The organism is Pseudomonas sp. 300, assembly GCF_055803035.1.
The window spans coordinates 3,339,938-3,361,289 of sequence record NZ_JAVLRV010000002.1; the positions used below are offsets into that span (position 1 = coordinate 3,339,938).

Consider the following 21,352-nt stretch of genomic DNA (forward strand, 5'->3'; position numbering starts at 1 on the left):
CAGTCCTTTCAAACCAGGCCAAGCCCGGCCAACAGCATGTCGATCACCTTGATCCCCGCGAACGGCACCAGCACACCACCGAGGCCATAGATCAGCAGGTTGCGATTGAGCAACGCCGCGGCGCCGATGGCTCGGTAGGTCACCCCCTTGAGCGCCAGCGGGATCAGAAACACGATGATCAGGGCATTGAAGATCACCGCGCTGAGAATCGCCGAGTTCGGGCTGCTCAGGTGCATCACGTTCAGGGCACCCAGTTGCGGATAGGTCGCGACGAATGCGGCCGGTACGATAGCAAAATACTTGGCCACATCGTTGGCCACGCTGAAGGTGGTCAACGCGCCGCGCGTCATGAGCATCTGTTTGCCGACTTCAACCACCTCGATCAGCTTGGTCGGGTTGCTGTCCAGATCGACCATGTTGCCCGCTTCCTTGGCGGCCTGAGTCCCACTGTTCATGGCCACCGCCACATCCGCCTGGGCCAGTGCCGGCGCATCGTTGGTGCCGTCACCGGTCATCGCCACCAGCTTGCCCTGCGCCTGGTAGTCGCGGATCAGTTGCAGTTTGTCTTCCGGCCGGGCTTCGGCGAGAAAGTCGTCAACCCCGGCTTCGACGGCAATCGCTGCCGCCGTCAGGCGGTTGTCGCCGGTGATCATGACCGTCTTGATGCCCATGCGCCGCAGCTCGGCAAAGCGCTCCTTGATGCCACCCTTGACCACGTCCTTGAGCTCGACCACGCCCAATGCCTTTTCACCCTCGCATACGACCAGCGGCGTGCTGCCACGGCGCGAGACTTCATCGACCTTAATCTGCAATCCCGGCGGAAAGCTGCCGCCCAGCGCCTCGACGTGCTGGCGAATGGCATCGGCCGCGCCCTTGCGGATGCGCCGGCCACCGGCCAGGTCGACGCCGCTCATGCGGGTTTGCGCGGTGAAATGCACGAAGCTCGCCCCCAGGGCATTGAGGTCGCGCGCGCGCAGGTCGAACTTCTGCTTGGCGAGCACCACAATACTGCGTCCCTCCGGCGTTTCGTCGGCCAGCGAGGCCAGTTGCGCGGCATCCGCCAGTTCCGACTCCTTGACTCCGGGGGCCGGCAGAAAAGCGCTGGCCTGGCGATTTCCCAAAGTAATGGTGCCGGTCTTGTCCAGCAGCAGGACGTCAACGTCGCCCGCCGCTTCCACGGCTCGCCCGGAGGTGGCAATGACATTGGCCGACATCATTCGACTCATGCCCGCCACACCAATCGCCGACAGCAGGCCGCCAATGGTCGTGGGGATCAGACAGACCAGCAGTGCCACCAGCACCGTTGCGCTGACCACGTCGCCGCCGCTCATGCCCACCGCAAACAACGAGTACGGGCCCAGGGTCACGATCACCAGCAGAAACAGAAAGGTCAGGCCCACCAGCAGAATGGTCAGTGCCACTTCGTTGGGCGTCTTCTGGCGCTTCGCGGATTCGACCATGGAAATCATGCGATCCAGAAACGACTCGCCGGGATTGACGCTGATACGCACCACCAGCCAGTCCGAAAGCACTTTGGTGCCGCCGGTGACCGAAGAAAAGTCGCCGCCCGCCTCGCGAATCACCGGTGCCGATTCCCCGGTAATCGCGCTTTCATCGACCGACGCCACGCCTTCGATCACCACCCCATCGAGGGGCACCAGATCGCCCGCTTCAATCAACACCACAGCGTCCTTGAGCAGTTCGCTGGACGGCACCGGCCGCCAGGCGGAACCGTGCCGGGGTTGTTGCAACAGCTTGGCCAGGGTCTGGCGCTTCATCCCGCGCAGGCTGGCCGCCTGGGCCCGACTGCGGCCCTCGGCCAGGGCTTCGGCGAAGTTGGCAAACAACACGGTGAACCACAGCCACAAGGTGATGCTGAGAATGAAACCACTGGGGGCTTCGCCCTCGCCGCTCAGTGATTGAAGCCACAACAGCGTGGTGAGGATGCTGCCCAGGTAAACCACAAACATCACCGGGTTCTTCCACTGCGCCTGGGGTAGCAGTTTTTTGAAAGCATCCAGGCACGCCGTGAGCAACAACCCACGGTCAAACAAAGGCAAACGAGCTTGCTTACTCATGGTTGTTTCTCTTGTTCACTGGCCGCAAGGGATGGCTGATGCACAGGCGTCAAGGCATCCAGCGCGAGGTTGAGTTGCAGCACATTGACCCGGGGCTCGCCGAGCAAGCCAAAGGTGCGTTGCTCGGTGTGGGCGTTCACCAGTTTCAACAGATCGGCTTGCGGCAAGTGACGCAGGCGTGCGACGCGCGACGCCTGAATCTGTGCGTTGGCCACCGAGATGTGCGGGTCCAGGCCGGATGCCGACGCGGTGACCGCGTCCACCGGCACCTGTGCATCGGCTGCCAGGCCGTTCTGCTGGCGGTAGGTTTCGACACGCAGGGCCACGGCGTCGATCAACTTCTGGCTGGTCGGGCCAAGGTTGCTGGCGCCACTGGAACCGGCGTTGTATGGCTGTGCCACGCTCTTGCTCGGGTCCAGTGGGTCGGCGCCGAGGGTCATGCTCGGACGCCCCTGAAAATACTCGGGGCGAGTGAAATGCTGGCCGATCACCGCCGAACCGATCACCAACCCGTCCCGTTCAACCAGACTGCCCCTGGCCTGAAACGGGAACAGCACGTTGGCCACCAGCGTGGTGAACAACGGATACGCCAACCCGGTCAGCAACATGAAGAACGCCGCCGAAATCAGCACCGGGCGCAACAGGCCGACAAACAGAAATCGCATCTTGGTTTGGGTTTGTACTTGAGTCATCACAGCCCCCTCACTTATAGGTCTGGCCGGTCAGCAACTGCAGTTGCTCAACCAGCGGGCCGAGCGCGAGCGCCGGCAGGAAAGTCAGGCCGCCCACCACCAACACCACGAACACCACCAGAAACATGAACAGCGGTGTGGCCGTCGGGATAGTGCCGGCACCGGCCGGGATGTTCTTTTTCATCGCCAGGGAACCCGCGACCGCGAGCATCGGCAGCATCGTGAAGAATCGTCCGAGCAACATGGCAAGACCGATGGTGGTGTTGAAGAACGGCGTATTGGCGTTCAATCCGGCGAATGCCGAACCGTTGTTGGCCGTGCCCGAGGTGTAGGCATACAGCACCTCGCTGAAGCCATGGGGCCCCTGGTTGTTGAGACTGTTGAGGGTGTCGGGCCAGAGCGCCGCCAGGGCAGTGAAGCCGAGAATGCAGACCGGGTGTGCCAACACCGAGAGCATGACCAGCTTGATCTCCCGGGCCTCGATCTTCTTGCCGAGAAACTCCGGGCTGCGACCGATCATCATGCCCACCAGAAACACTGTCAGCAGGGCGTACTGGATCAGGTTGATAAAGCCCACGCCGTCGCCACCGAACACGCAGTTGAGCATCATCTGCGCCAGCGGTACGAAGCCGCCCATGGGCGTCAGCGAGTCATGCATGGCATTCACCGAGCCGGTGGTGGCGCCGGTGGTGGTGGTCACGAACAGGCTGGTGTCGGCAATCCCGAAGCGCAGTTCCTTGCCTTCCATGTTGCCGCCACTCTGGGTGGCCGACAGCACCTGATCCGCGCCCACTCGGGTCAGCAGCGGGTTGCCACTTTGTTCGGCGGTGTAAACGATGCTCAGAAAGCCGACGAACATCATCAGGAATGTGCCAAAGAACACCCAGCCCTGACGCCGACGCATCAGCATGCTGCCGAAGGTGTACGTCAGCGCTGACGGGATCAGCAGCATGCTGAGGATGTGCAGCATGTTCGTCAGCGGCGTCGGGTTTTCGAACGGGTGCGCGGCGTTCATGCTGAAGAAGCCACCGCCGTTGGTGCCGATGTGCTTGATGGATTCAAAGCTCGCCACCGCGCCGACAATCAATTGCTGCTGCGCGCCTTCCAGCGTGGAGGCAAGGGCCTGGGAGTTGAGGGTTTGGGGCATGCCTTGCCAGACATACACCAGCGCCAAGCCGAAACACAGCGGCAGCATCACTCGGTACAGCGTGCGGGTGAAGTCCACCCAGTAGTTTCCGATGTCAGCGGAATTCGACCGACTGAGGCCGCGAATAAACCCCGCCGCCGCCACAACGCCCGCTGTTGCGCCGACGAACATCAGGAAGGTAATGACCGCCATCTGGCTGAAGTTGGACAGGCTGGTTTCACCTGAATACGCCTGCCAGTTGGTGTTGGTGATAAACGACGCCGCGGTATTGAACGCCAGATCCGGTGTTTGCGCGCCCAGCCCCAAGGGGTTGAGCGGCATGAAACCTTGCAGGCGCAACACGATGTAACCCAGCAACATCATCGCCGCGTTCGACAACAACAGGGCCGAGCCGTAACGCGCCCAGCCCATGGTTTCGGTCGAATCGATCCCCAGCAAACGATAAGTGGCGCGCTCCGCCAAGGCATGCTTTCGCCCGGTGAATACCCGCGTCAGCCACTTCCCCATCAAAACGGCGAGCCCGGTCATCAACCCGAGAATCACCGCAAATTCCAGCATAGTGCTCAACATGTCGATGCTCCGTTCAAATCTTGCCCATGGCGACGATGACCATGGCTGTCGCAGCAAAAAACACCACGCTAACCCCCATGAAAATCAGGTCGTACATTGCCGGTTTCCTTTCTCAAGACCGCCCTGGCGGGCGAATAAAAACGCCTGTGCCGCAATGACTGCGGCCATCAGAATTTCTCTGCACGGATAAGGGCGTAACCCAGGTAGGCGAACAACAGGGCGGCACACAGGCCGCTGGCGATGTAAATGAACTCGAGTGTTAACAAGACAGCTCCCCCTGACTAAACGAAGGCACCCGCAATCGGGTCCCGGTAGAGCGCGCCAGAGCAAAAAACGCACTGAATACGCGCTCTTATCTGCGCCGTGCAGGTTAAGAGAGGGGGTATCAAGGACGGACACTGATTGGGGGCCGCGGTATTAAGACGGCGTATAGAACGAACGGAACGGACGGTGTGCGGGGGGATGCGAGGGCTCAACGACAGCTTTGGACGGACACCGTTAAGTGCCCGTCGCGGGCTCGTCTCATTACGACTTGAGTGGAAGCCAGATTTCCAGCTTGCCGGTGTTGAGCTTCGGGTTGAAGTCTTCGCTGTAGCGTTCGAATTCCGGGGCGTCTGCGGCCTCTTTACCGGACTGCGGCAACCAGGTTTTCCAGATGTACTGAAACGTCTCGGGCAACTGGTCCAGCGAGCCTTTGTGCTCGAACACCGCATAATGTTGGGGTTGAACCTCGACCCAGCGGTACTTCTCGGGGAGGTCGTCGAGTTTGTCGATCTCGACACCGGCAATGTATTCGAAGCCGCCCTTGCCATCCGGATTACAGCAGATGCCGTAGGTCACTTCGCTTTTTTGACCGGGAATCTTGCCAATCTCGGGAATGAATTTCTCCCAAAGGTCGGGAATCGCTTTGGTTGTAGCTGCGGTAAATCGACCACCAAGCCCCGCAATGAGCAGAAAGTGCCCGTGTTCAAAACGTGGCTCGTCCGGTTTTACGCCTGATTGCTCATCCATGACTCGACTCCTGGATCAAAAAAGTGGGTTCGGCTGGGAGTATAGAAGCCAAACCCGATTAGCCTAGTCAGAGGCTGTGCAGCGCATCGACAGCACCCGCGCCTACAAACTCGTTGTAGCCCGATAGAATCACGTACACCGCGAAATAGCAGAAGATCGCCGCCGATGCCATATAGGAGTAACGCAGCAGTTTGTCGCCGAGCAACTTGCCGCCATGGCTCGCGGCGAAGCACAGGCCGGCGGACCACAGCAACCCGGCGCAGAGGAAGCCGCCAAGAAAAAGTGCCGAGCTGACGGCGCCACCGCCGCCGGACCGCGCGATCAACGTACCGCCCACCGCCGCGAACCAGAGAATGGCGCTGGGTGACGACATAGCGAGAAAGATCCCGCGGAAAAACTCTTTACGGTGCGAGTTGTGACCCACTTCAGCGGTCTGCGCCAATACGGCTTCGTGGTGAATCGCCGAATAGATCATCTTCGCCGCGAAGTACACCAGCAACACCGAACCGCCGATCCACAGCACCCAGCGCACGGTTTCGTATTGCAGCAAAACAGTCATGCCGGCCAGTGCCAGCACCGCATAAATCAAGTCGCCGACACACGTCCCCAACCCCAGGGCAAAGCCTTGAAAATAGCCGCGTTGCATCGCCAAGGTGATCATCGCGATGTTGGCCACGCCGATGTCCAGGCACAGAGAAAGGCTCAGCAAGAAGCCGCTGCTAAATTCCATCAACCGTTATCCTTCGGAAAAATTTGTTTACACACTGGCTGGACAGTGTGCCATGCCACCCCTTATCTTCCGCAACAGGTCACCGCAGTGACCAGCGTCGCTCGGACGGTTCCGGGCGCTCACGTTATCCGAGGCAACAATGGCTAACCCAGGTTCGCCGCGCCGCTTTGCGCGCATAGATCGACTCCCCCCTTACGTATTCAACATCACTGCCGAGCTGAAGATGGCCGCCCGTCGTCGTGGCGAAGACATCATCGACTTCAGCATGGGCAACCCCGACGGCCCGACCCCGCCGCACATTGTCGAAAAACTCGTCACCGTCGCCCAACGCGAAGACACCCACGGCTACTCCACGTCCAAGGGTATTCCGCGTCTGCGCCGGGCGATTTCCAACTGGTACAAGGATCGCTACGAGGTCGACATCGACCCGGAAACCGAAGCCATCGTGACCATCGGTTCCAAGGAAGGCCTGGCGCACTTGATGCTGGCCACCCTCGACCAGGGCGACACCGTACTGGTGCCGAACCCGAGCTACCCGATTCACATCTACGGCGCGGTGATTGCCGGTGCCCAGGTGCGTTCGGTGCCGTTGATTCCGGGCGTGGATTTCTTCGCGGAACTGGAACGGGCGATTCGCGGCTCGATTCCAAAACCGAAAATGATGATCCTCGGCTTCCCGTCCAACCCGACCGCGCAGTGCGTGGAGCTGGATTTCTTTGAGCGGGTGATTGCCCTCGCCAAACAGTACGACGTGCTGGTGGTGCACGACCTGGCCTACGCCGACATCGTCTACGACGGCTGGAAAGCCCCGTCGATCATGCAAGTGCCGGGCGCCAAGGACATTGCGGTGGAGTTTTTCACCCTGTCCAAGAGCTACAACATGGCGGGCTGGCGCATTGGTTTCATGGTCGGCAACCCGGAACTGGTCAACGCCCTGGCGCGGATCAAGAGTTACCACGACTACGGCACCTTTACTCCGCTGCAAGTCGCGGCGATTGCGGCGCTGGAAGGCGATCAGCAGTGCGTGAAAGACATCGCCGAGCAGTATCGGCAGCGTCGCAACGTGTTGGTCAAAGGCCTGCATGAGTTGGGCTGGATGGTCGAGAATCCGAAGGCGTCGATGTATGTCTGGGCGAAAATCCCCGAGGCGTATGCACACCTGGGTTCACTGGAGTTCGCCAAGAAAATGCTCGCCGAGGCCAAGGTCTGCGTCTCGCCGGGTGTCGGGTTCGGGGAATATGGGGATGATCATGTGCGCTTCGCGCTGATCGAAAACCAGGACCGGATTCGCCAGGCCGTGCGCGGGATTCGCGCAATGTTCCGCGCCGATGGGTTGATCACAAAAACCAGCGCCTGACACAAAAACCTGTGGGAGCGAGCCTGCTCGCGAATGCGGTGTATCAATCAACATCACCATTGACTGATACGCCCCCTTCGCAAGCAGGCTCGCTCCCACATTTGTTTGGCGGTGCACTCGACGAAACCTGGTAGTTCTACCAGTTACCGGTGCTGGAACAACGTGAAATGCTGGAGACCTTTATTGACCTGCGGTCTAACAAAGAGGCCCCACCATGCCCACATCCAAGCCTGCCCATCACACATCCCGCACCTTATTGTTGGCCAGCGACTGCAAAAACACTGTGATCGCCGAGATGGCCGGCAGCATTCATCACCTCGCCTACTCCCCCTATGGTCAGCAGTCCTCCCGACAGGAGGTCATGACGCAATTGGGGTTTAACGGCGAACGGCGAGAGGCGAAGATTGATGGGTATGCTTTGGGGAACGGTTATCGCGTCTATAACCCGCGATTGATGCGCTTTCACAGTCCGGACAAATCCAGTCCTTTCGAAAAGGGTGGAATGAATACGTACATGTATTGTGGTGGTGAGCCAGTGATGAATGTGGACCCGACGGGACGTTCCTTTTGGAGCAAGTTACTCAACATCTGGGATTTTTTAAGTTTGTCCAATACGTCAAGTGGCCCGCGAAGAAACGCACTACTACCCCAAAAGGGATCTGGAGAAAGTGGACTTTTGAACGTTGCTGGCGGCATTGTCGAGAATGCCCAAATGAATAGACGCCCCCCAATCGTACCAGCCGGGGGGAAAGGTCGAAGACACGCCGCGCCCACCTGGAAGGGCGAACAAGCTCACTCGAATCCGGTCACAACATCCCCAGCGACCTCTACAGAAGCCACGACACCGAATGCAGCGCAAAACGGGGGCCTGTCTCGCCAACCATCCAGACGCAGCGTCTCCAGTCACTCCAGTTCTGCTTCCACTCCCAGCACTGTCAGTACTGTTTCAAGCATCAGCAATCACAGTGCTGACTCGGGTTATGCGAGCTCGCGCTCCAACAGAAGTAATGCTTCTGCCGATGACCGGCTCCAAGTGCGTCTTAATAATCTGCGACAACGCTAACTGCGCCCAGCATAAAAAACTGTGGGAGCGAGCCTGCTCGCGAAGAGGGCTTAACATTCAATGAAGATGTTGAATGTCAGTCCGCATTCGCGAGCAGGCTCGCTCCCACATTTGGTGTTTTGAGCTGTATTTAAACGAACATCGACAACAGCAGGATAAAGCCCAACCCGACCACCGACAGGATGGTTTCCATGGCCGTCCAGGTCTTGAAGGTTTCCGCTACGGTCATGTTGAAGTACTGCTTCACCAGCCAGAAACCGGCGTCGTTGACGTGCGACAGAATCAACGAACCGGCGCCGGTCGCCAGCACCAGCAGCTCACGGTTCACACCCGGAATCATCCCCACCACTGGCACCACGATGCCCGCACCTGTAATGGTCGCCACGGTCGCCGAACCGGTCGCAATACGGATCACCGCCGCCACCAGCCACGCCAGAAGGATTGGCGAGATTTCCGCGGCCACCGCCATGTTACCGATGACATTACCAACGCCGCTGGTCACCAGCATTTGCTTGAAGCCACCACCGGCACCGATGATCAGGATGATCGCGGCGGTTGGCGCAAGGCTCGCGTCCAGCCATTTGAGCATCTGATTGGAACCAATGCCCTGCTTGTAGCCAAAGGTGTACAGCGACAGCAGCAACGCCAGCAGCAGCGCCGAGATCGGGTGACCGATCAGGTCCATGAAAGTGCGGAAGAAGTTGCCGTCCGGCAGCACCACATCGGCAAAGGTCTTGAGCAGCATCAGGAACACCGGCGACAGCACGGTAATCAAGGTGATGGAGAAGCTCGGGAGATCGGCAGAATCGTTCTCGCGCGCCAGTTGATCCACCAGTTCCTGGTTAGGGTGGCCGGGGATGTATTTGGCAATGAATGTGCCGTAGATCGGGCCGGCGATGATGGCCGTCGGCAGCGCAACGATCAGGCCGTAGAGAATGGTTTTACCGATGTCGGCACCGAACACGCCGATCGCCAGCAGCGGGCCCGGGTGTGGTGGCACCAGACCGTGCACCGCAGACAGACCGGCCAGCAGCGGGATACCGATCTTGATGATCGACACGCCGGTACGTCGGGCGACAATGAACACCAGCGGGATCAACAGCACGAAACCGATTTCGAAGAACAGCGGAATGCCGACCAGGAACGCAGCGAACATCATTGCCCACTGCACCTTGTCCTTGCCGAACGCGCGAATCAGCGTCTGGGCAATCTGATCCGCCCCGCCCGACTCGGCCATCATCTTGCCGAGCATCGTGCCCAGCGCCAGGATGATCCCGACGAAACCGAGCACACCACCGAAGCCGTCCTGGAACGCCTTGATGATGGTGCCGATCGGCATGCCGGAGGTCAGCCCGAGAAAGGCTGCGGCAATAATCAGGGCAATGAACGGGTGGAACTTGAACTTGGTGATCAGGACGATAAGCCCGATCACCGTGACCACTGCATCGAGCAGCAGGAACGTCTCGTGGGACATGCCAAACATTAGGGGTGTCTCCTGGTTGTTGTTGTTATTAAAGCGGGTAATTCGAAAGCCATAAGGACAGCGCTATCTCTTCAAGCAAAATTTAACCGGCGCGTTTCAAGCCGTGTTCCAGCCACCAGGCATGCGCCTGTATCGCCAATTGGTCGACGCTGTGGTTCGAGGCATCGAGGGCCAGTGTCAATGGTTCACCAACGGGGGATTCAAGGGTGGCGAACTGGCTGTCGATCAGGGTCGACGGCATGAAGTGGCCCGGCCGATGGGAGACGCGATCGGCGGCGACTTCAGGCGTGAGTTCAAGGAACACGAAGCCCAGGCCTGGCAAGGCACTGCGCAATACTTCGCGGTAACTGTGTTTGAGCGCCGAGCAGGTCAGCACCGGGCGCTGGCCCGTGGCGTCGACGCGACGAAGTTCATCGCACAGGCTGTCGAGCCAGCCGGCACGGTCGTCGTCGTTCAGGGGAATGCCCGCGCTCATCTTTTCGATATTGGCGGCGGGGTGAAAAGTGTCGCCTTCAATGGCCGTGGCGCCGCTGAGCTCGCACAAGGCTTCGCTGACGCAGGTCTTGCCGCAACCGGCAACGCCCATGATGACCAGGGCGGTGATGGGATGATTCATGTAACACCTCAGCGCGCAGACAGCGCTACCTTTGCCAGTTATGACACTAGATCAAAAGCAGAAGTTGCCGACGCCTTCTTGTCATTTTTGTGGGTTGCAGCATGTTCGTTGCCGACGCTGAAAAGCGAGGTTCAGGCAAAACTCGCTTACGCATTTGCAGCTGCATCGGGACAGCGCTACCTTAGTGCCTTGAATTTTGTTTGGCAAGCCGCCCGATGACCTCCTCTAAAAACGATAAAAATACGCGAACCACTGGCCGTCCTACCCTCAATGAAGTCGCCCGACTGGCCGGCGTCAGCCCGATTACCGCCTCCCGCGCCTTGCGTGGCGTGAGCACGGTGGCCGCCGAACTGGTGGAAAAAGTGCAGAGGGCCGCGCTTGAACTCAACTACGTGGTCAACCCCGCCGCTCGCGCGTTAGCCTCGGCCCAGAGCCATTCAGTGGTGGTTTTGGTGCCGTCGCTGTCCAACTTGCTGTTCATCGACACGCTGGAGGCCATTCATCAGGTTTTGCGACCGAAGGGCTTCGAAGTGCTGATCGGCAACTTCCATTACTCACGCGATGAAGAAGAAAACCTGCTGCGCAATTACATGGCCTATCAGCCACGCGGCTTGCTGCTGACCGGGTTTGACCGCACCGAAAGTTCGCGGCGGATGATCGAGGCGAGCAATATTCCCTGTGTGTACATGATGGAACTCGACAGCGCCGCCGGACTTAATTGCGTAGGTTTCTCGCAACTGGCGGCCGGAGAAACAGCGGCGGAGCATTTGCTGTCCCGCGGCCGCAAGCGCCTGGCGTACATCGGTGCGCAACTGGATCAACGAACGCTGCTGCGTGGCGAAGGTTTTCGCAAGGCCCTGCAAAAGGCCGGTCGATATGATCCCGACCTGGAAGTGCTGACACCACGCGCGTCCTCCGTGGGTCTGGGCGGCGAGCTGTTCCTGCAACTGATCGCCAGCCATCCCGATGTCGACGCCATCTTCTTCGGCAACGATGACCTGGCGCAGGGCGCGCTGCTGGAAGCGATGCGTTGCGGGATCAAAATCCCTGAACAAGTGGCAATCCTCGGTTTCAACGACCTGCCAGCCTCGGCGCACATGGTCCCGCGCCTGAGCAGCATCAGCACTCCGCGCGAGGCGATTGGCCGGCGCGCGGCGGAACAGATGCTGACGTTGATGGCGGGCAATACGGTGGCAAAACCGGTGCAGGACATGGGGTTTGAGTTGAAAGTGCGCGAAAGTACGTAGCACTGTAGGAGCCGGCTTGCTGGCTCCTAGAGGGGTATTCTGACCTTCCAGAAGCGTCTGATCGCTAAAGGAGCAGCTCCATGGAACATGTACTGAAAATCCTCGGTAAAGCGTCGTCCATCAACGTCAGAAAAGTCCTGTGGACCTGCGACGAGCTGGACCTTTCCTACGAGCGAGAAGACTGGGGCAGCGGTTATGCGTCGACCCACAGCCCCGAGTTTGTCCGGCTCAACCCCAATGCGCAGGTACCGGTGATCATCGACGACGCTGGCGTGCTGTGGGAGTCCAACACCATCTGCCGTTACCTGGCCGGCAAACATTCACACGCTGAATTGCTGCCGCACGAACCCGCGGCGCGTGCCCGGGTGGAGCAATGGATGGATTGGCAGGCCACTGATCTCAACTCGTCCTGGAGCTACGCATTCACAGCGCTGGTACGCAAAGACCCGGAGTTCCAGGACGCGCACCGGATTGCCACTGGCTTACGGGGCTGGAACCAGAAGATGGGCATTCTCGAACATCAGCTCTCGGCCACTAAAGCTTATGTTGCAGGGCCACGGTTTACGCTGGCCGATATCGTCATCGGGCTGTCAGTCAACCGTTGGCTGATGACGCCGATGGATCGACCGGACTTCCCGGCCATCGACGAATATTTCCAACGTCTGGCGCAACGACCAGGGTTCCTCAAACATGGCTGCAACGGTCTGCCTTGATGGGTCGACCTCTGCCGGCAGGCGGCAAAGGTTGACCGCAATTCTTCCGCCAATGGCTCAAGCAAAAACATAACTCATTGAAAATATTTGAGTTTATTGCTTAGGCACGCTATTTGCTGAAATCACTGCAACGCAAACACCTACAAGGTCTATTCATCATGTTGGTCAGTGCAAAACAAAACGTAATGACGCCGCTCCCCAAAAAGCCGGGCGACGAACCGACCGCGGACGCCGCTGCAGGCCTTCAGGGTGGCCTGCAAGCCGTGTTGATGCAGAGCGTGCAAAACAATATCCAGCTGCAAAACCTGAAGAACGAGGGGAAGGTCCAGGCATCTACTGCCAGACTCGCCACCGAACAGGTCAACGCCGCCAACAAAATCAGCGACAACATCGATGAAGCGTTCGCCAAAACCCGTGTTGCGTTGCAAGCCACCGATGCCTCGCCAGTGCCGAAGGCCGGTGAAAGCAGCGCCATGGCAGACTTCAAGGACTACATGAGCAAAACCCCGGAACAGCGGTTGCGCGACAGTATTCTGGAGGAGATGGGGATTACCGAAGAAGACCTGAAAGCCATGCCGCCAGAGAAACAACTGGCGATCGGTAAAGAGATTGCCGAACGCCTGCAAGACAAGATGAAACTGGCGCAGGCCGATAAAGACAACGGCAGCAGCAGTGAGAAAGGCAGCACCCAAGTGGTCGACAAGTTCCTCGCATCGCTCTGAATTTGCTGATGCATCTGTAGAAGCCCGGCTTGCTGGCGATGGCGATCTTCAGGACGCCATCGTCAGCAAGCTGGCTCCAGCGTTTCAATTCAACTGTAGCGTTGAATTGAACTGGCTGATCGCGTCCACCACATGCCGCGAGCCCTGCTGGATTTCCAGGATCACCTCCCCCGCTTCGTTCGCCAGTTCCACCCCAAGACCGGTGCGGCTCAGACTCGACTGCATGCTCGACACCGCGCTCAACGACAAATCATGGTTTTTACGCACCACGTCGACAATCTCCAGCGTCGCCTGACTCGTGCGTGCCGCGAGGTTGCGAACCTCATCCGCCACCACGGCAAACCCTCGGCCGTGTTCCCCGGCCCGAGCCGCCTCGATGGCCGCGTTGAGCGCCAGCAGGTTGGTCTGGTCGGCAATGCCGCGAATGGTCTGAACGATGGTGCCGATGATGTCGGACTGTTTGCTCACCGCATCGATGCTCATCGCGGCTTCGTTCAAGTTTTTGGAAATGTCCTGGATGATCTGCACCGTCTGCTGCACCACCTGCGATCCCTTCTGCGCACAGGCGTCGTTCTGTACAGAAGTGCTGTGGGCCGACTCCGCCGCCGTTTGCAGTGTGGTCACTTGTTGCGTGATGTCGCTGGCGAACTTCACCACTTTGTACAATCGGCCGTTGGCGTCGAACAGCGGGTTGTAGGACGCTTCGAGATAAATGGTATGACCGTGCTTGTCTCTGCGTTCGAAACGGTGTGAGTGATATTCGCCGCGATTCAGTGAGGCCCAGAACGCTTTGTAAGACGGCGATTCAGCTTCGGCGCGGTGGCAAAATAGACTGTGATGCTGGCCGACGATTTCGTTGAGCGCGTAATGCGTGGTCTTCAGGAAGTTTTCATTGGCAGTGATCACATTGCCTTCGGGGGTGAATTCGATCATCGCCATCGACCGACCGATTGCAGCGAGCATGCTTTCGTTTTCGTGTTCCTTGTTAATCCTGTCCGAGATGTCGGTCGCGACTTTGATCACACTGCTGACTTGCCGGTCGGCACCGATAACCGGCATGTAACTGGCTTCGAGCCAGATCTCCTTGCCGCTCTTGTTCAAGCGTAAAAAAGTCCCGCTGACCGGTTCGCCACGGGCCAGGTCACGCCACAACTTCGCGTAGGCTTCGCTGCGATAAAACGCTTCTTCGCAAAAGATCCGGTGATGTTTGCCGCGCACTTCTTCGGCGCTGTAACCCATGACGTTGCAAAAGTTGTCGTTGGCATCAAGCACGATGCCGTCAGGGGTGAATTCAATCATCGCCATTGAACGACTGACGGCAGCCAACTTGGCGTTGGCCTCGGTCAGCGCACAACTGTAGCGCTCGATTTCCAGCAGGTCAGACTTGTGATGTAGGTTAAACATGGTCGTATCACCCTAAGCGCGGTCGTTTGATTGATGAAAGTTCTGCGGTCTTTCAACGTATCCACCACAACGTTCCATGGAACAGGCACACGCATTCCTCCAAGGGAGGATTTGTCAGGTGATCAATGATGTTGAATCGGAGAGTCCATGTGGCAACGCTCTTATCAAGACATCCGTCTCTTGATAGCCCGGGACCGGGCCAGCCCTAACGTTTTTTCCATAAGTAATTCCCTTTACCGTAACGCTCCTTGTGCTCGCATCGGCGCCTTGGGTTGCGCACTCTTGGAGCGGGCATGACGGCCTTCACATGGCGACCGACATGGTTACTCAGAACTGAGCATAGCCAGCCGCAATCGGCTTGCAAGGCCACTAGTCGGCCAGTATCGAGGACAAAATCGGTTCAGCTAACGCCAGACTTATTGTTCCGCCAGCATTCCCAACAACGCCTGCACCGCCGCCGAGGGTTGTTTGTGTGCCGCGACCACCAAGGCAAACTCGCGATCGATACGCGGTTTGACCGGCACCACACGCAGCCCCTGGAGATGGCTGGGCAAAGTCATTTCCGGCACCAGGGTTACCCCGATGTTTTCCCGCACCAAGGTGAACGCACTGCTCCACTCACGAACCTCGACCCGAACGTCGCGCAATTGCAGACCGGCATCGAGGGCCAGGCTGCGGGCGTTGGTCGAACAGCCGCCGGTGGCCAGCACAAACGGCTGGTCTGCCAACTCCGCGAGGGTGACGCCTTGTTCAATCGAGCGGCGCGCCAAGGGATGGCCGCCCGGCAACACCGCGACCCAGGCATCGCGCCCCAAACGACCGGCATTGCGCTCCGGCGCCGGGTTCAGCACCACGCCGACATCCACCAGACCGGCGCCGAGCAATGTTTCCACTTCATCGTCGCTGACTTCCAGCGCGACTACCTGAATGCCAGGGTAAAGCCGACTGAAAGTGCGCAGCAACGGCGGCAGAAAGGTCGCCAGCACCATGGGGAAACTCGCCAGCCGAATCGTCCCGCGCTGGATGTCTTTTGCGGCATCGACGGTGCTGCGGATGTTTTCCAGGGCGCCGAGCATGGTCCGTGCCTGCTCGATGACCGGCAGGCCGATGGCGGTCGGCAGCGTTTGACGATTCTCCCGAGTGAACAGCTGCACGCCGAGGGTTTCTTCGATCAGCGCCAACGCCTGGCTCGCGCCTGATTGAGTCATGCCGACCCGCTCGGCCGCGCGGGTGATGTTGCCCGTATCGGCCACGGCCACCACCATTCGCCAGTGCATCAGGTTCATCATGGCAGTAGCTTTCCTTATGGCAATTTTCTGAAAAATTAATTTTACCGATGCTCCCGCGCACTATGACACTGGCACAAATCCCCAACCAGAGCCCCGCCGATGAAGTTGTACTACGCCCCCCACGCCTGCTCGCTGGCACCGCACATTGTGCTGCGGGACCTTGATCTGCCGTTCGAGTTGATCCGCGTCGACAACCGCACCAAACAGACCGCGAGCGGTGCCGACTTCCTCGCCATCAACCCGAAGGGTTACGTCGCGGCGCTGCAACTCGACAACGGTGAGGTGCTGACTGAAGGCCCGGCAATCCTGCAATACCTGGCGGACCTGCGACCCGAGGCGAATCTGGCGCCCGCCAATGGAACGTTCGAGCGGGTAAGGTTGCAGGAGTGGCTGAATTTCGTTTCGACGGAGATTCATGGCGGGCTGGGCTGGCTGTTTAACGCACAGTTCCCCGAGGAGGTGAAAACGCTGCTCAAGGAGAAACTGTTCAAGCGCTTTGCCGTGTTGTGCCAGACACTGGAGCGGCAGGATTATCTGCTCGCGGGTGGCTTCAGCATTGCCGACGCGTATTTGTTTACGGTGTTGCGGTGGGCGCCGTTGTTTGCGATTGATTTGAATGACTGGCCGGCGTTGGTGCGGTTTCAGGCACGGGTAGATTTGCGCCCGAGCGTGCAAGCGGCGTTGGCCGCAGAATCTGCGTAAGCCTTGAGATCATCGCGGGCAAGCCCGCTCCCACAAGGATCGGCTGTGTGCCACTCGATGAGTGAACACCGACGAACCCTGTGGGAGCGGGCTTGCCCGCGATGGCGATCTTCCAATCACAGCAGAACTACAAACTCGCACTCACCTTGGTCGCCACCTCACCCGGCACCCAACCCTTCCAGATCTGCGGCTGATCACGCAAAAACGCCTGCGCCACCTGACGCGGGTGCTGGCGTTTTTCGCTCATCTGCGCCAGCGTCTGGTTCAGCAGATCGATCGGCAAATCGACTTTCTCGAAGAACGCTACCAAATCCGGATACTGCGTCTTGAACGGCGCAGACACGCCGATCGCTAGGCTCGCCGGCATCGAGCGCGTGCCTTTAGGGTTTGGATTGTTGGCATCGGCCAGGGTCTTCCAGGCTTCGGCGTCGAACGGCGGCTCTTCGAGTTTCACCAGTTTGAAGCGACCCAACAGCGGCGTTGGCGACCAGTAGTAGAACAACACCGGTTTGCCGCGACGGATCGACGATGCGACCTCGGCATCCAGCGCCGCACCAGAGCCGGTGCGGAAGTTGACGAAGCTGGTGGTCAGGTCGTAAGCCTTGAGTTTCTGACTGTTGACGATCTCCGAGGTCCAGCCGGTCGGGCTGTTGAGGAAGCGTCCGCGGCTTGGGTCTTCGGGGTCGCGGAACACGTCTTTGTAGCGCGCCAGATCGGCAACGGATTTCAGCTCCGGCGCCAGCGGTTTGATCCCGCGTTCCGGGTCGCCCTTGATCACGTATTCCGGCACCCACCAGCCTTCGGTGGCGCCTTTGACCGTGTCGCCCAGCCCAAACACTTTGCCTTCCGACGCAGCCTTGACCCACGCGGGACTGCGACCGGCCCATTCTTCGCCGATCACTTGGATGTCGTTCTTGGCCAATGCCGCTTCGAGGCTGACAGTGCTGCCCGGCAACGTGTCGGTCGGGTAGCCGTAACCTTTTTCAACGATCAACCGCAGGATCTCGGTGATCAGGCTGCCGCTTTCCCAGGTGATGTCGCCGAAGTGGATCGGCGCGGTTTTTTCTGCGGCAGGAACGTGGGTCGCCACAAGGCTCAGGGCCAGCAGCGAACTGCCGAGCAGGGTTTTGATCGATTTCATGCGGACCTCTGGTGCAAGGGTTCATTGGCGCTGTGCTGGGTGCACAACGCTTGGGAGCGGGTCATGTAGACGCTGACCGAGCGCTGGGAAATGCCCAGTTCGGCGGCGATTTGCGGGTACGTCAAGCCATCGATGCGCGACAACAGGAACGTCGCCCGGACTTTGCCCGGCAAACGCTCCAGCGTCCGGTCGAGGCGGTGCAACGCCTGGGTCAGCTGCAGCAATTCCTCGGGCGAGGAGGCGCGTGGCTGATCGAGGTGTTGCAGTTGATCGAGGTGCTGACGTTCCAGATCGCGACGACGCCAGAGCTGATAAATCAATCGGCGGGCGATGGTGGTGAGCAAGGCGCGAGGCTCGCGGATCGGCGTCAGCCCCGGCGACTCCAGCAGTTGCGCGAAGGTCTCGGCGGCAACGTCTTCGACGCTGGAACTGGCCCCCAGAAACTGGCGCAACCGAGCGCACAGCCAGGGGTAATGGGCGCGGAACAATCCGCCGACATCGTTTCGATGGGACACGTCGGTGCCGGACATAGAGGCTCCAAGAGTTAGGGTCGCTGAACGTCCGGTGGTCCGGTGACGCGAATCCTAGCAAGGAGCCTTATTCGTTAATAATACTTAAAAAGCATTTTTATATTCTTTTATGGAATTACCTAACGATCAATGGCTTGCCCGCGAAAAAATCTTAAGTCAACGCAGACGCCCGAACCCCAACGCCTCGGCTTCCTGCTGATAGTCGAGAACAATTTGATAGTCGCCCTCCCTCGCCGGTAAAACCTCCTGCAAACCAAGGACTTCAACCACATCAGGCAGCTCCCGCAATGCCTCGTTCATCACCTGCCGTAGCGCCTCAACCTGTTCATCGCTAACCGTCGCCACGGTGATATACGGCAAGGTCGGGCTGAACGCGCTACGTACCACCACTCTCAATCCCGCGACTTCCTCTTCGGCGTGCTGCGCAAGGTAGGCGAAGGTCACGCTGTCGATGGCGGCGAGGTCGGCACGGTCTTCACGCAGCCAGCGCAGGCTTTCACGATGGCTGCCGCTGATACCGACATTGGCGAAGAATTGTCCGTCACGGTGCAACGGCGCCAGTCGTTGGCGCAACAGGTTCATGCCGCTGTTGGAGTCTTCGCCGTTGATCACGCCACGGCTGCCGAAAAACGCGGGCAAGGTCCGGCGTGAATCATCGGCACGGCTCAGCAGCAGGCTGCAATGGTTGCCGCCGCTGCTGTCCGGCAGTTCGTAGCGAGGCCGGCCGATGATCCGAACCTGGCCGCGCAATGCGGTCATCAGCGGGTAGCCGCAGGTTTGGGTCAGCAGCAAATGCGGGGACAGCCACAACTCCATCAGCGACGCCGCTTCGGCGTTTCGACGGGTTGCACCCAGACGCTCGAGGATCCCTGTCAGCCAGCGCTCGTTGGCCTCGCGGATCGGTTCGGGGGCGACGTACATCAGTAATTCGGCGATGTCTTGTGTCATCAAAAGTCTTCCCGGCAACGGAGTTCAACTGTGGGAGCGAGCCTGCTCGCTCCCACAGGGGAATGGGTTCGTAATCAGTGAAATGGATGTTTCGGGCTATCGATCGCCTTTATCCCATTCTCACGCCACAACTGGCCATAACCCTGCACCAGAAACCCGCCGCTGCGCGCCACCCATTGCTCGCGACGCGCGTGATAGGCGCGGGGCAAGTCGTACCAGGGCAAGCCAGGCAGGTCGTGATGCACCAGATGAAAATTGAGGTTCAGGAACAGCCAGCGCCACGGCCAGCCGGCTTCGTTGAGCACGGTGCGTTGCTCGGGTTGCGCATGGGGACGGTGTTCGTAGTAAGAGCGGATCATCGAGATCGACAGCGCTGGCACACTGATCAGCAACAGGTAATGCCACACCGGCAGCACGCTGTAGCGGGCGATGAACAGCAACATCAACACCGTCAGTGTGCCGTGGGTCAGCCACATCAACCAGGCCTGCCGCTCACCCGCTTTCAGGCGCTGCAGTTCTTCGCGGGCCAGCGCCAGCAAGGCCAGCGGCGCACCGAGGATGAAGCGCCCCAGCACGGTTTTGTTCAGCCAGTGCAGGCTCTGCTCGAACACTGAGCTGCCCTGCCACCGCCCGGCACTCAGGTAACGGCTTTCCGGATCGATGCCCGGCAGGGTCAGGTCTTCGTCGCGGTGATGCAGCAAGTGGCTGTCGCGATACAAGGTGTAGGGATACCAGACGGCGAACGGTGCATAGCCGAGGATTTTGTTCAGCGTGGTCCATCGGGTGGGGTGACCGTGGAGCAATTCGTGCTGCACCGACAACCACAGCACCACCAGCGGAATCAGCAGCAATGTGCTCCACCAGATGCCCAATCGATCGCTGACCAGCACGATGCTGAACCAGCCGACGTACACGCCGATCAGCAGCAACCAGGTCGGCCACTCGGTGCGAGCGGTCAGGCGTTGGCGCAGGGTTTCGATTTCTTCTTGGTGGGCGCTATCGAAATAATGGGGCATGGCGTTGCTCAGATCGGGGACCAGTCCCCTTCTGTGCAATGGCATCGGGAAATCTTGCAGATTATTTTGCGCCCCCTGTAGGCGCTGGCTTGTCGGTTCGCCGCACCGCAGCGATGGGCGTTAACGACGACGCGTTTACAAAGATAAACGCGGGGTCTGAAAGTCCATCGCCGGCAAGCCAGCGTCTACAGGGGAACGTGGGTTTGATACTTACAGCTTAATGGCCGAACACATCCACCTTCTTGGCCTTCTTGTCCGCGCGCTTTTCATCGGCGGTTTTCGCCGGTTTTTTCTTCGCTGCTTTTTTTGAATCCATGCCTTTGGCCATGATACGTACTCCACTCATACGGGATGTGAGATCAGGTATACACCTATCCCCCGCCGCGCGTTCTTTTATAATCGCCCGCTTTGCGCACTCACAGACCCAACCCATGCCCGACACCCAGTACACCTTGCTCGCCGAGCCGTTATGGCCGCTGATGAACAAGTTTTATCGTGCCCACCAATCGTCGATGAAAGCAGTCCGCGACGCTCGGCTGTGGGTGGCCAGGCGCGACGAGATCATTGCGGCACTGTGCTTGCGGCCAGTCTCGGGCGGGCATTGGTTGACCGGTTTGTTCGTCGATCCCGCCTGTCGTGAACAAGGGATCGCAGCGACGCTGATTGCCGAAGCGGTGAAAGGTCTCGAACTACCGGTGTGGCTGTTCTGCCACCCGGATTTGCGCGGATTTTATGAACGACGCGGTTTTACCTTCGATCCGGCCATGCCTTACGCCATGGTCGAACGCTTGAGCCGCTATGCGCGCAGCAAACCGATGATTGCGATGGGGCTGGAACCGGTAGGGTCGACATGAAGATCAACTGTGGGAGCGAGCCTGCTCGCGATAGCGGTT

Annotated in this window: 21 protein-coding genes and 1 pseudogene; 7 read left to right on the top strand and 15 right to left on the bottom strand. The window is 59.3% G+C overall.

Annotated elements, in window-relative coordinates; genetic code table 11:
* Positions 1-8 precede the first annotated feature (8 nt).
* The 6 genes from kdpB to Q7W83_RS21825 form a co-directional block, all read right to left on the bottom strand.
* Positions 9-2,078 carry a potassium-transporting ATPase subunit KdpB gene (gene kdpB / locus Q7W83_RS21800; RefSeq protein WP_150639844.1) on the bottom strand — a complete coding sequence of 690 codons (2,070 nt, stop codon included), beginning with the start codon at positions 2,076-2,078 and terminating at the stop codon, positions 9-11.
* Entirely contained in the window at positions 2,075-2,770 is a 696-nt protein-coding gene (gene kdpC, locus Q7W83_RS21805; RefSeq protein ID WP_150639843.1) for a K(+)-transporting ATPase subunit C, read from the bottom strand. The genes kdpB and kdpC overlap by 4 nt, the downstream gene beginning before the upstream one ends.
* Before the next feature lie 10 nt (positions 2,771-2,780).
* Positions 2,781-4,487 carry a potassium-transporting ATPase subunit KdpA gene (gene kdpA / locus Q7W83_RS21810; RefSeq protein WP_473656933.1) on the bottom strand — a complete coding sequence of 569 codons (1,707 nt, stop codon included), beginning with the start codon at positions 4,485-4,487 and terminating at the stop codon, positions 2,781-2,783.
* Between the two features lie 167 nt (positions 4,488-4,654).
* The gene (gene kdpF / locus Q7W83_RS21815; RefSeq protein WP_095130908.1) at positions 4,655-4,753 is read right to left on the bottom strand and encodes a K(+)-transporting ATPase subunit F; all 99 of its coding nucleotides are present in this window, start codon (positions 4,751-4,753) and stop codon (positions 4,655-4,657) included.
* 259 nt (positions 4,754-5,012) lie between these two features.
* Positions 5,013-5,498 (bottom strand): GyrI-like domain-containing protein, encoded by a 486-nt coding sequence (locus tag Q7W83_RS21820; protein WP_150633900.1) that lies wholly within the window; start codon positions 5,496-5,498, stop codon positions 5,013-5,015.
* Between the two features lie 67 nt (positions 5,499-5,565).
* Entirely contained in the window at positions 5,566-6,228 is a 663-nt protein-coding gene (locus Q7W83_RS21825) for a LysE family translocator (protein WP_150633899.1), read from the bottom strand.
* Positions 6,229-6,367: 139 nt separating this feature from the next.
* On the opposite strand from Q7W83_RS21825, the gene alaC reads away from it, so the two are divergent.
* Positions 6,368-7,585, top strand: coding sequence for an alanine transaminase (alaC, locus tag Q7W83_RS21830; RefSeq protein ID WP_150633898.1), 1,218 nt, complete (start codon positions 6,368-6,370; stop codon positions 7,583-7,585).
* 214 nt (positions 7,586-7,799) lie between these two features.
* Positions 7,800-8,648: an RHS repeat-associated core domain-containing protein gene (locus Q7W83_RS21835; protein ID WP_150639842.1), complete on the top strand. Its 849-nt coding sequence runs from the start codon at positions 7,800-7,802 to the stop codon at positions 8,646-8,648.
* Between the two features lie 130 nt (positions 8,649-8,778).
* Here the strand turns inward: Q7W83_RS21835 and Q7W83_RS21840 are convergent, their stop codons facing one another.
* Both Q7W83_RS21840 and Q7W83_RS21845 read right to left on the bottom strand, forming a co-directional pair.
* Positions 8,779-10,131 (bottom strand): GntP family permease, encoded by a 1,353-nt coding sequence (locus Q7W83_RS21840; protein WP_150633896.1) that lies wholly within the window; start codon positions 10,129-10,131, stop codon positions 8,779-8,781.
* Between the two features lie 82 nt (positions 10,132-10,213).
* Positions 10,214-10,747, bottom strand: a complete 534-nt coding sequence (locus tag Q7W83_RS21845; protein WP_150633895.1) for a gluconokinase — start codon at positions 10,745-10,747, stop codon at positions 10,214-10,216.
* Between the two features lie 215 nt (positions 10,748-10,962).
* Here Q7W83_RS21845 and gntR point away from each other — a divergent pair, with 215 nt between their 5' ends.
* From gntR to Q7W83_RS21860, 3 genes are all read left to right on the top strand, one after another.
* Positions 10,963-11,994: an HTH-type transcriptional regulator GntR gene (gene gntR, locus Q7W83_RS21850; RefSeq protein WP_150633894.1), complete on the top strand. Its 1,032-nt coding sequence runs from the start codon at positions 10,963-10,965 to the stop codon at positions 11,992-11,994.
* A gap of 80 nt (positions 11,995-12,074) precedes the next feature.
* The gene (locus Q7W83_RS21855; protein ID WP_150633893.1) at positions 12,075-12,707 is read left to right on the top strand and encodes a glutathione S-transferase family protein; all 633 of its coding nucleotides are present in this window, start codon (positions 12,075-12,077) and stop codon (positions 12,705-12,707) included.
* Between the two features lie 158 nt (positions 12,708-12,865).
* The gene (locus Q7W83_RS21860; RefSeq protein ID WP_150633892.1) at positions 12,866-13,429 is read left to right on the top strand and encodes a hypothetical protein; all 564 of its coding nucleotides are present in this window, start codon (positions 12,866-12,868) and stop codon (positions 13,427-13,429) included.
* A gap of 84 nt (positions 13,430-13,513) precedes the next feature.
* Here Q7W83_RS21860 and Q7W83_RS21865 read toward each other — a convergent pair whose 3' ends face one another.
* The 3 genes and pseudogenes from Q7W83_RS21865 to Q7W83_RS21875 form a co-directional block, all read right to left on the bottom strand.
* The gene (locus Q7W83_RS21865; RefSeq protein ID WP_458722093.1) at positions 13,514-14,083 is read right to left on the bottom strand and encodes a methyl-accepting chemotaxis protein; all 570 of its coding nucleotides are present in this window, start codon (positions 14,081-14,083) and stop codon (positions 13,514-13,516) included.
* Positions 14,057-14,833: pseudogene (locus Q7W83_RS21870) on the bottom strand (PAS domain-containing protein); the annotation flags it as partial. The gene Q7W83_RS21865 and the pseudogene Q7W83_RS21870, both read right to left, overlap by 27 nt.
* A gap of 416 nt (positions 14,834-15,249) precedes the next feature.
* The gene (locus Q7W83_RS21875) at positions 15,250-16,122 is read right to left on the bottom strand and encodes a LysR family transcriptional regulator (RefSeq protein WP_473656943.1); all 873 of its coding nucleotides are present in this window, start codon (positions 16,120-16,122) and stop codon (positions 15,250-15,252) included.
* Positions 16,123-16,221: 99 nt separating this feature from the next.
* Here Q7W83_RS21875 and gstA point away from each other — a divergent pair, with 99 nt between their 5' ends.
* The gene (gstA, locus tag Q7W83_RS21880) at positions 16,222-16,824 is read left to right on the top strand and encodes a glutathione transferase GstA (protein ID WP_473656945.1); all 603 of its coding nucleotides are present in this window, start codon (positions 16,222-16,224) and stop codon (positions 16,822-16,824) included.
* A 127-nt stretch (positions 16,825-16,951) separates the two neighbouring features.
* Here gstA and Q7W83_RS21885 read toward each other — a convergent pair whose 3' ends face one another.
* From Q7W83_RS21885 to Q7W83_RS21900, 4 genes are all read right to left on the bottom strand, one after another.
* Positions 16,952-17,965 carry an ABC transporter substrate-binding protein gene (locus Q7W83_RS21885; RefSeq protein WP_150639980.1) on the bottom strand — a complete coding sequence of 338 codons (1,014 nt, stop codon included), beginning with the start codon at positions 17,963-17,965 and terminating at the stop codon, positions 16,952-16,954.
* Positions 17,962-18,495 (bottom strand): sigma-70 family RNA polymerase sigma factor, encoded by a 534-nt coding sequence (locus Q7W83_RS21890; RefSeq protein ID WP_150639979.1) that lies wholly within the window; start codon positions 18,493-18,495, stop codon positions 17,962-17,964. Before Q7W83_RS21890 ends, Q7W83_RS21885 begins: the two co-directional genes overlap by 4 nt.
* A gap of 156 nt (positions 18,496-18,651) precedes the next feature.
* Positions 18,652-19,443: a phosphate/phosphite/phosphonate ABC transporter substrate-binding protein gene (locus tag Q7W83_RS21895; protein WP_473656948.1), complete on the bottom strand. Its 792-nt coding sequence runs from the start codon at positions 19,441-19,443 to the stop codon at positions 18,652-18,654.
* A gap of 74 nt (positions 19,444-19,517) precedes the next feature.
* Positions 19,518-20,459 (bottom strand): fatty acid desaturase, encoded by a 942-nt coding sequence (locus Q7W83_RS21900; protein WP_150639977.1) that lies wholly within the window; start codon positions 20,457-20,459, stop codon positions 19,518-19,520.
* Positions 20,460-20,890: 431 nt separating this feature from the next.
* Between Q7W83_RS21900 and Q7W83_RS21905 the strand changes: the two genes are divergently transcribed.
* Positions 20,891-21,313 carry a GNAT family N-acetyltransferase gene (locus Q7W83_RS21905; protein WP_150634000.1) on the top strand — a complete coding sequence of 141 codons (423 nt, stop codon included), beginning with the start codon at positions 20,891-20,893 and terminating at the stop codon, positions 21,311-21,313.
* Positions 21,314-21,352 lie beyond the last annotated feature (39 nt).

What these genes read in the sequence shown, in the direction of transcription:
- kdpC (WP_150639843.1), bottom strand. Translation starts at nt 2,770, where the DNA reads ATGACTCAAGTACAAACCCAAACCAAGATGCGATTTCTGTTTGTCGGC.
- Q7W83_RS21845 (WP_150633895.1), bottom strand. Translation starts at nt 10,747, where the DNA reads ATGAATCATCCCATCACCGCCCTGGTCATCATGGGCGTTGCCGGTTGC.
- Q7W83_RS21895 (WP_473656948.1), bottom strand. Translation starts at nt 19,443, where the DNA reads ATGACACAAGACATCGCCGAATTACTGATGTACGTCGCCCCCGAACCG.
- Q7W83_RS21835 (WP_150639842.1), top strand. Translation starts at nt 7,800, where the DNA reads ATGCCCACATCCAAGCCTGCCCATCACACATCCCGCACCTTATTGTTG.
- Q7W83_RS21825 (WP_150633899.1), bottom strand. Translation starts at nt 6,228, where the DNA reads ATGGAATTTAGCAGCGGCTTCTTGCTGAGCCTTTCTCTGTGCCTGGAC.
- kdpB (WP_150639844.1), bottom strand. Translation starts at nt 2,078, where the DNA reads ATGAGTAAGCAAGCTCGTTTGCCTTTGTTTGACCGTGGGTTGTTGCTC.
- gstA (WP_473656945.1), top strand. Translation starts at nt 16,222, where the DNA reads ATGAAGTTGTACTACGCCCCCCACGCCTGCTCGCTGGCACCGCACATT.
- Q7W83_RS21890 (WP_150639979.1), bottom strand. Translation starts at nt 18,495, where the DNA reads ATGTCCGGCACCGACGTGTCCCATCGAAACGATGTCGGCGGATTGTTC.
- Q7W83_RS21860 (WP_150633892.1), top strand. Translation starts at nt 12,866, where the DNA reads ATGTTGGTCAGTGCAAAACAAAACGTAATGACGCCGCTCCCCAAAAAG.
- Q7W83_RS21875 (WP_473656943.1), bottom strand. Translation starts at nt 16,122, where the DNA reads ATGATGAACCTGATGCACTGGCGAATGGTGGTGGCCGTGGCCGATACG.
- alaC (WP_150633898.1), top strand. Translation starts at nt 6,368, where the DNA reads ATGGCTAACCCAGGTTCGCCGCGCCGCTTTGCGCGCATAGATCGACTC.
- gntR (WP_150633894.1), top strand. Translation starts at nt 10,963, where the DNA reads ATGACCTCCTCTAAAAACGATAAAAATACGCGAACCACTGGCCGTCCT.
- Q7W83_RS21820 (WP_150633900.1), bottom strand. Translation starts at nt 5,498, where the DNA reads ATGGATGAGCAATCAGGCGTAAAACCGGACGAGCCACGTTTTGAACAC.
- Q7W83_RS21840 (WP_150633896.1), bottom strand. Translation starts at nt 10,131, where the DNA reads ATGTTTGGCATGTCCCACGAGACGTTCCTGCTGCTCGATGCAGTGGTC.
- Q7W83_RS21885 (WP_150639980.1), bottom strand. Translation starts at nt 17,965, where the DNA reads ATGAAATCGATCAAAACCCTGCTCGGCAGTTCGCTGCTGGCCCTGAGC.
- Q7W83_RS21900 (WP_150639977.1), bottom strand. Translation starts at nt 20,459, where the DNA reads ATGCCCCATTATTTCGATAGCGCCCACCAAGAAGAAATCGAAACCCTG.
- Q7W83_RS21905 (WP_150634000.1), top strand. Translation starts at nt 20,891, where the DNA reads ATGCCCGACACCCAGTACACCTTGCTCGCCGAGCCGTTATGGCCGCTG.
- Q7W83_RS21855 (WP_150633893.1), top strand. Translation starts at nt 12,075, where the DNA reads ATGGAACATGTACTGAAAATCCTCGGTAAAGCGTCGTCCATCAACGTC.
- kdpA (WP_473656933.1), bottom strand. Translation starts at nt 4,487, where the DNA reads ATGTTGAGCACTATGCTGGAATTTGCGGTGATTCTCGGGTTGATGACC.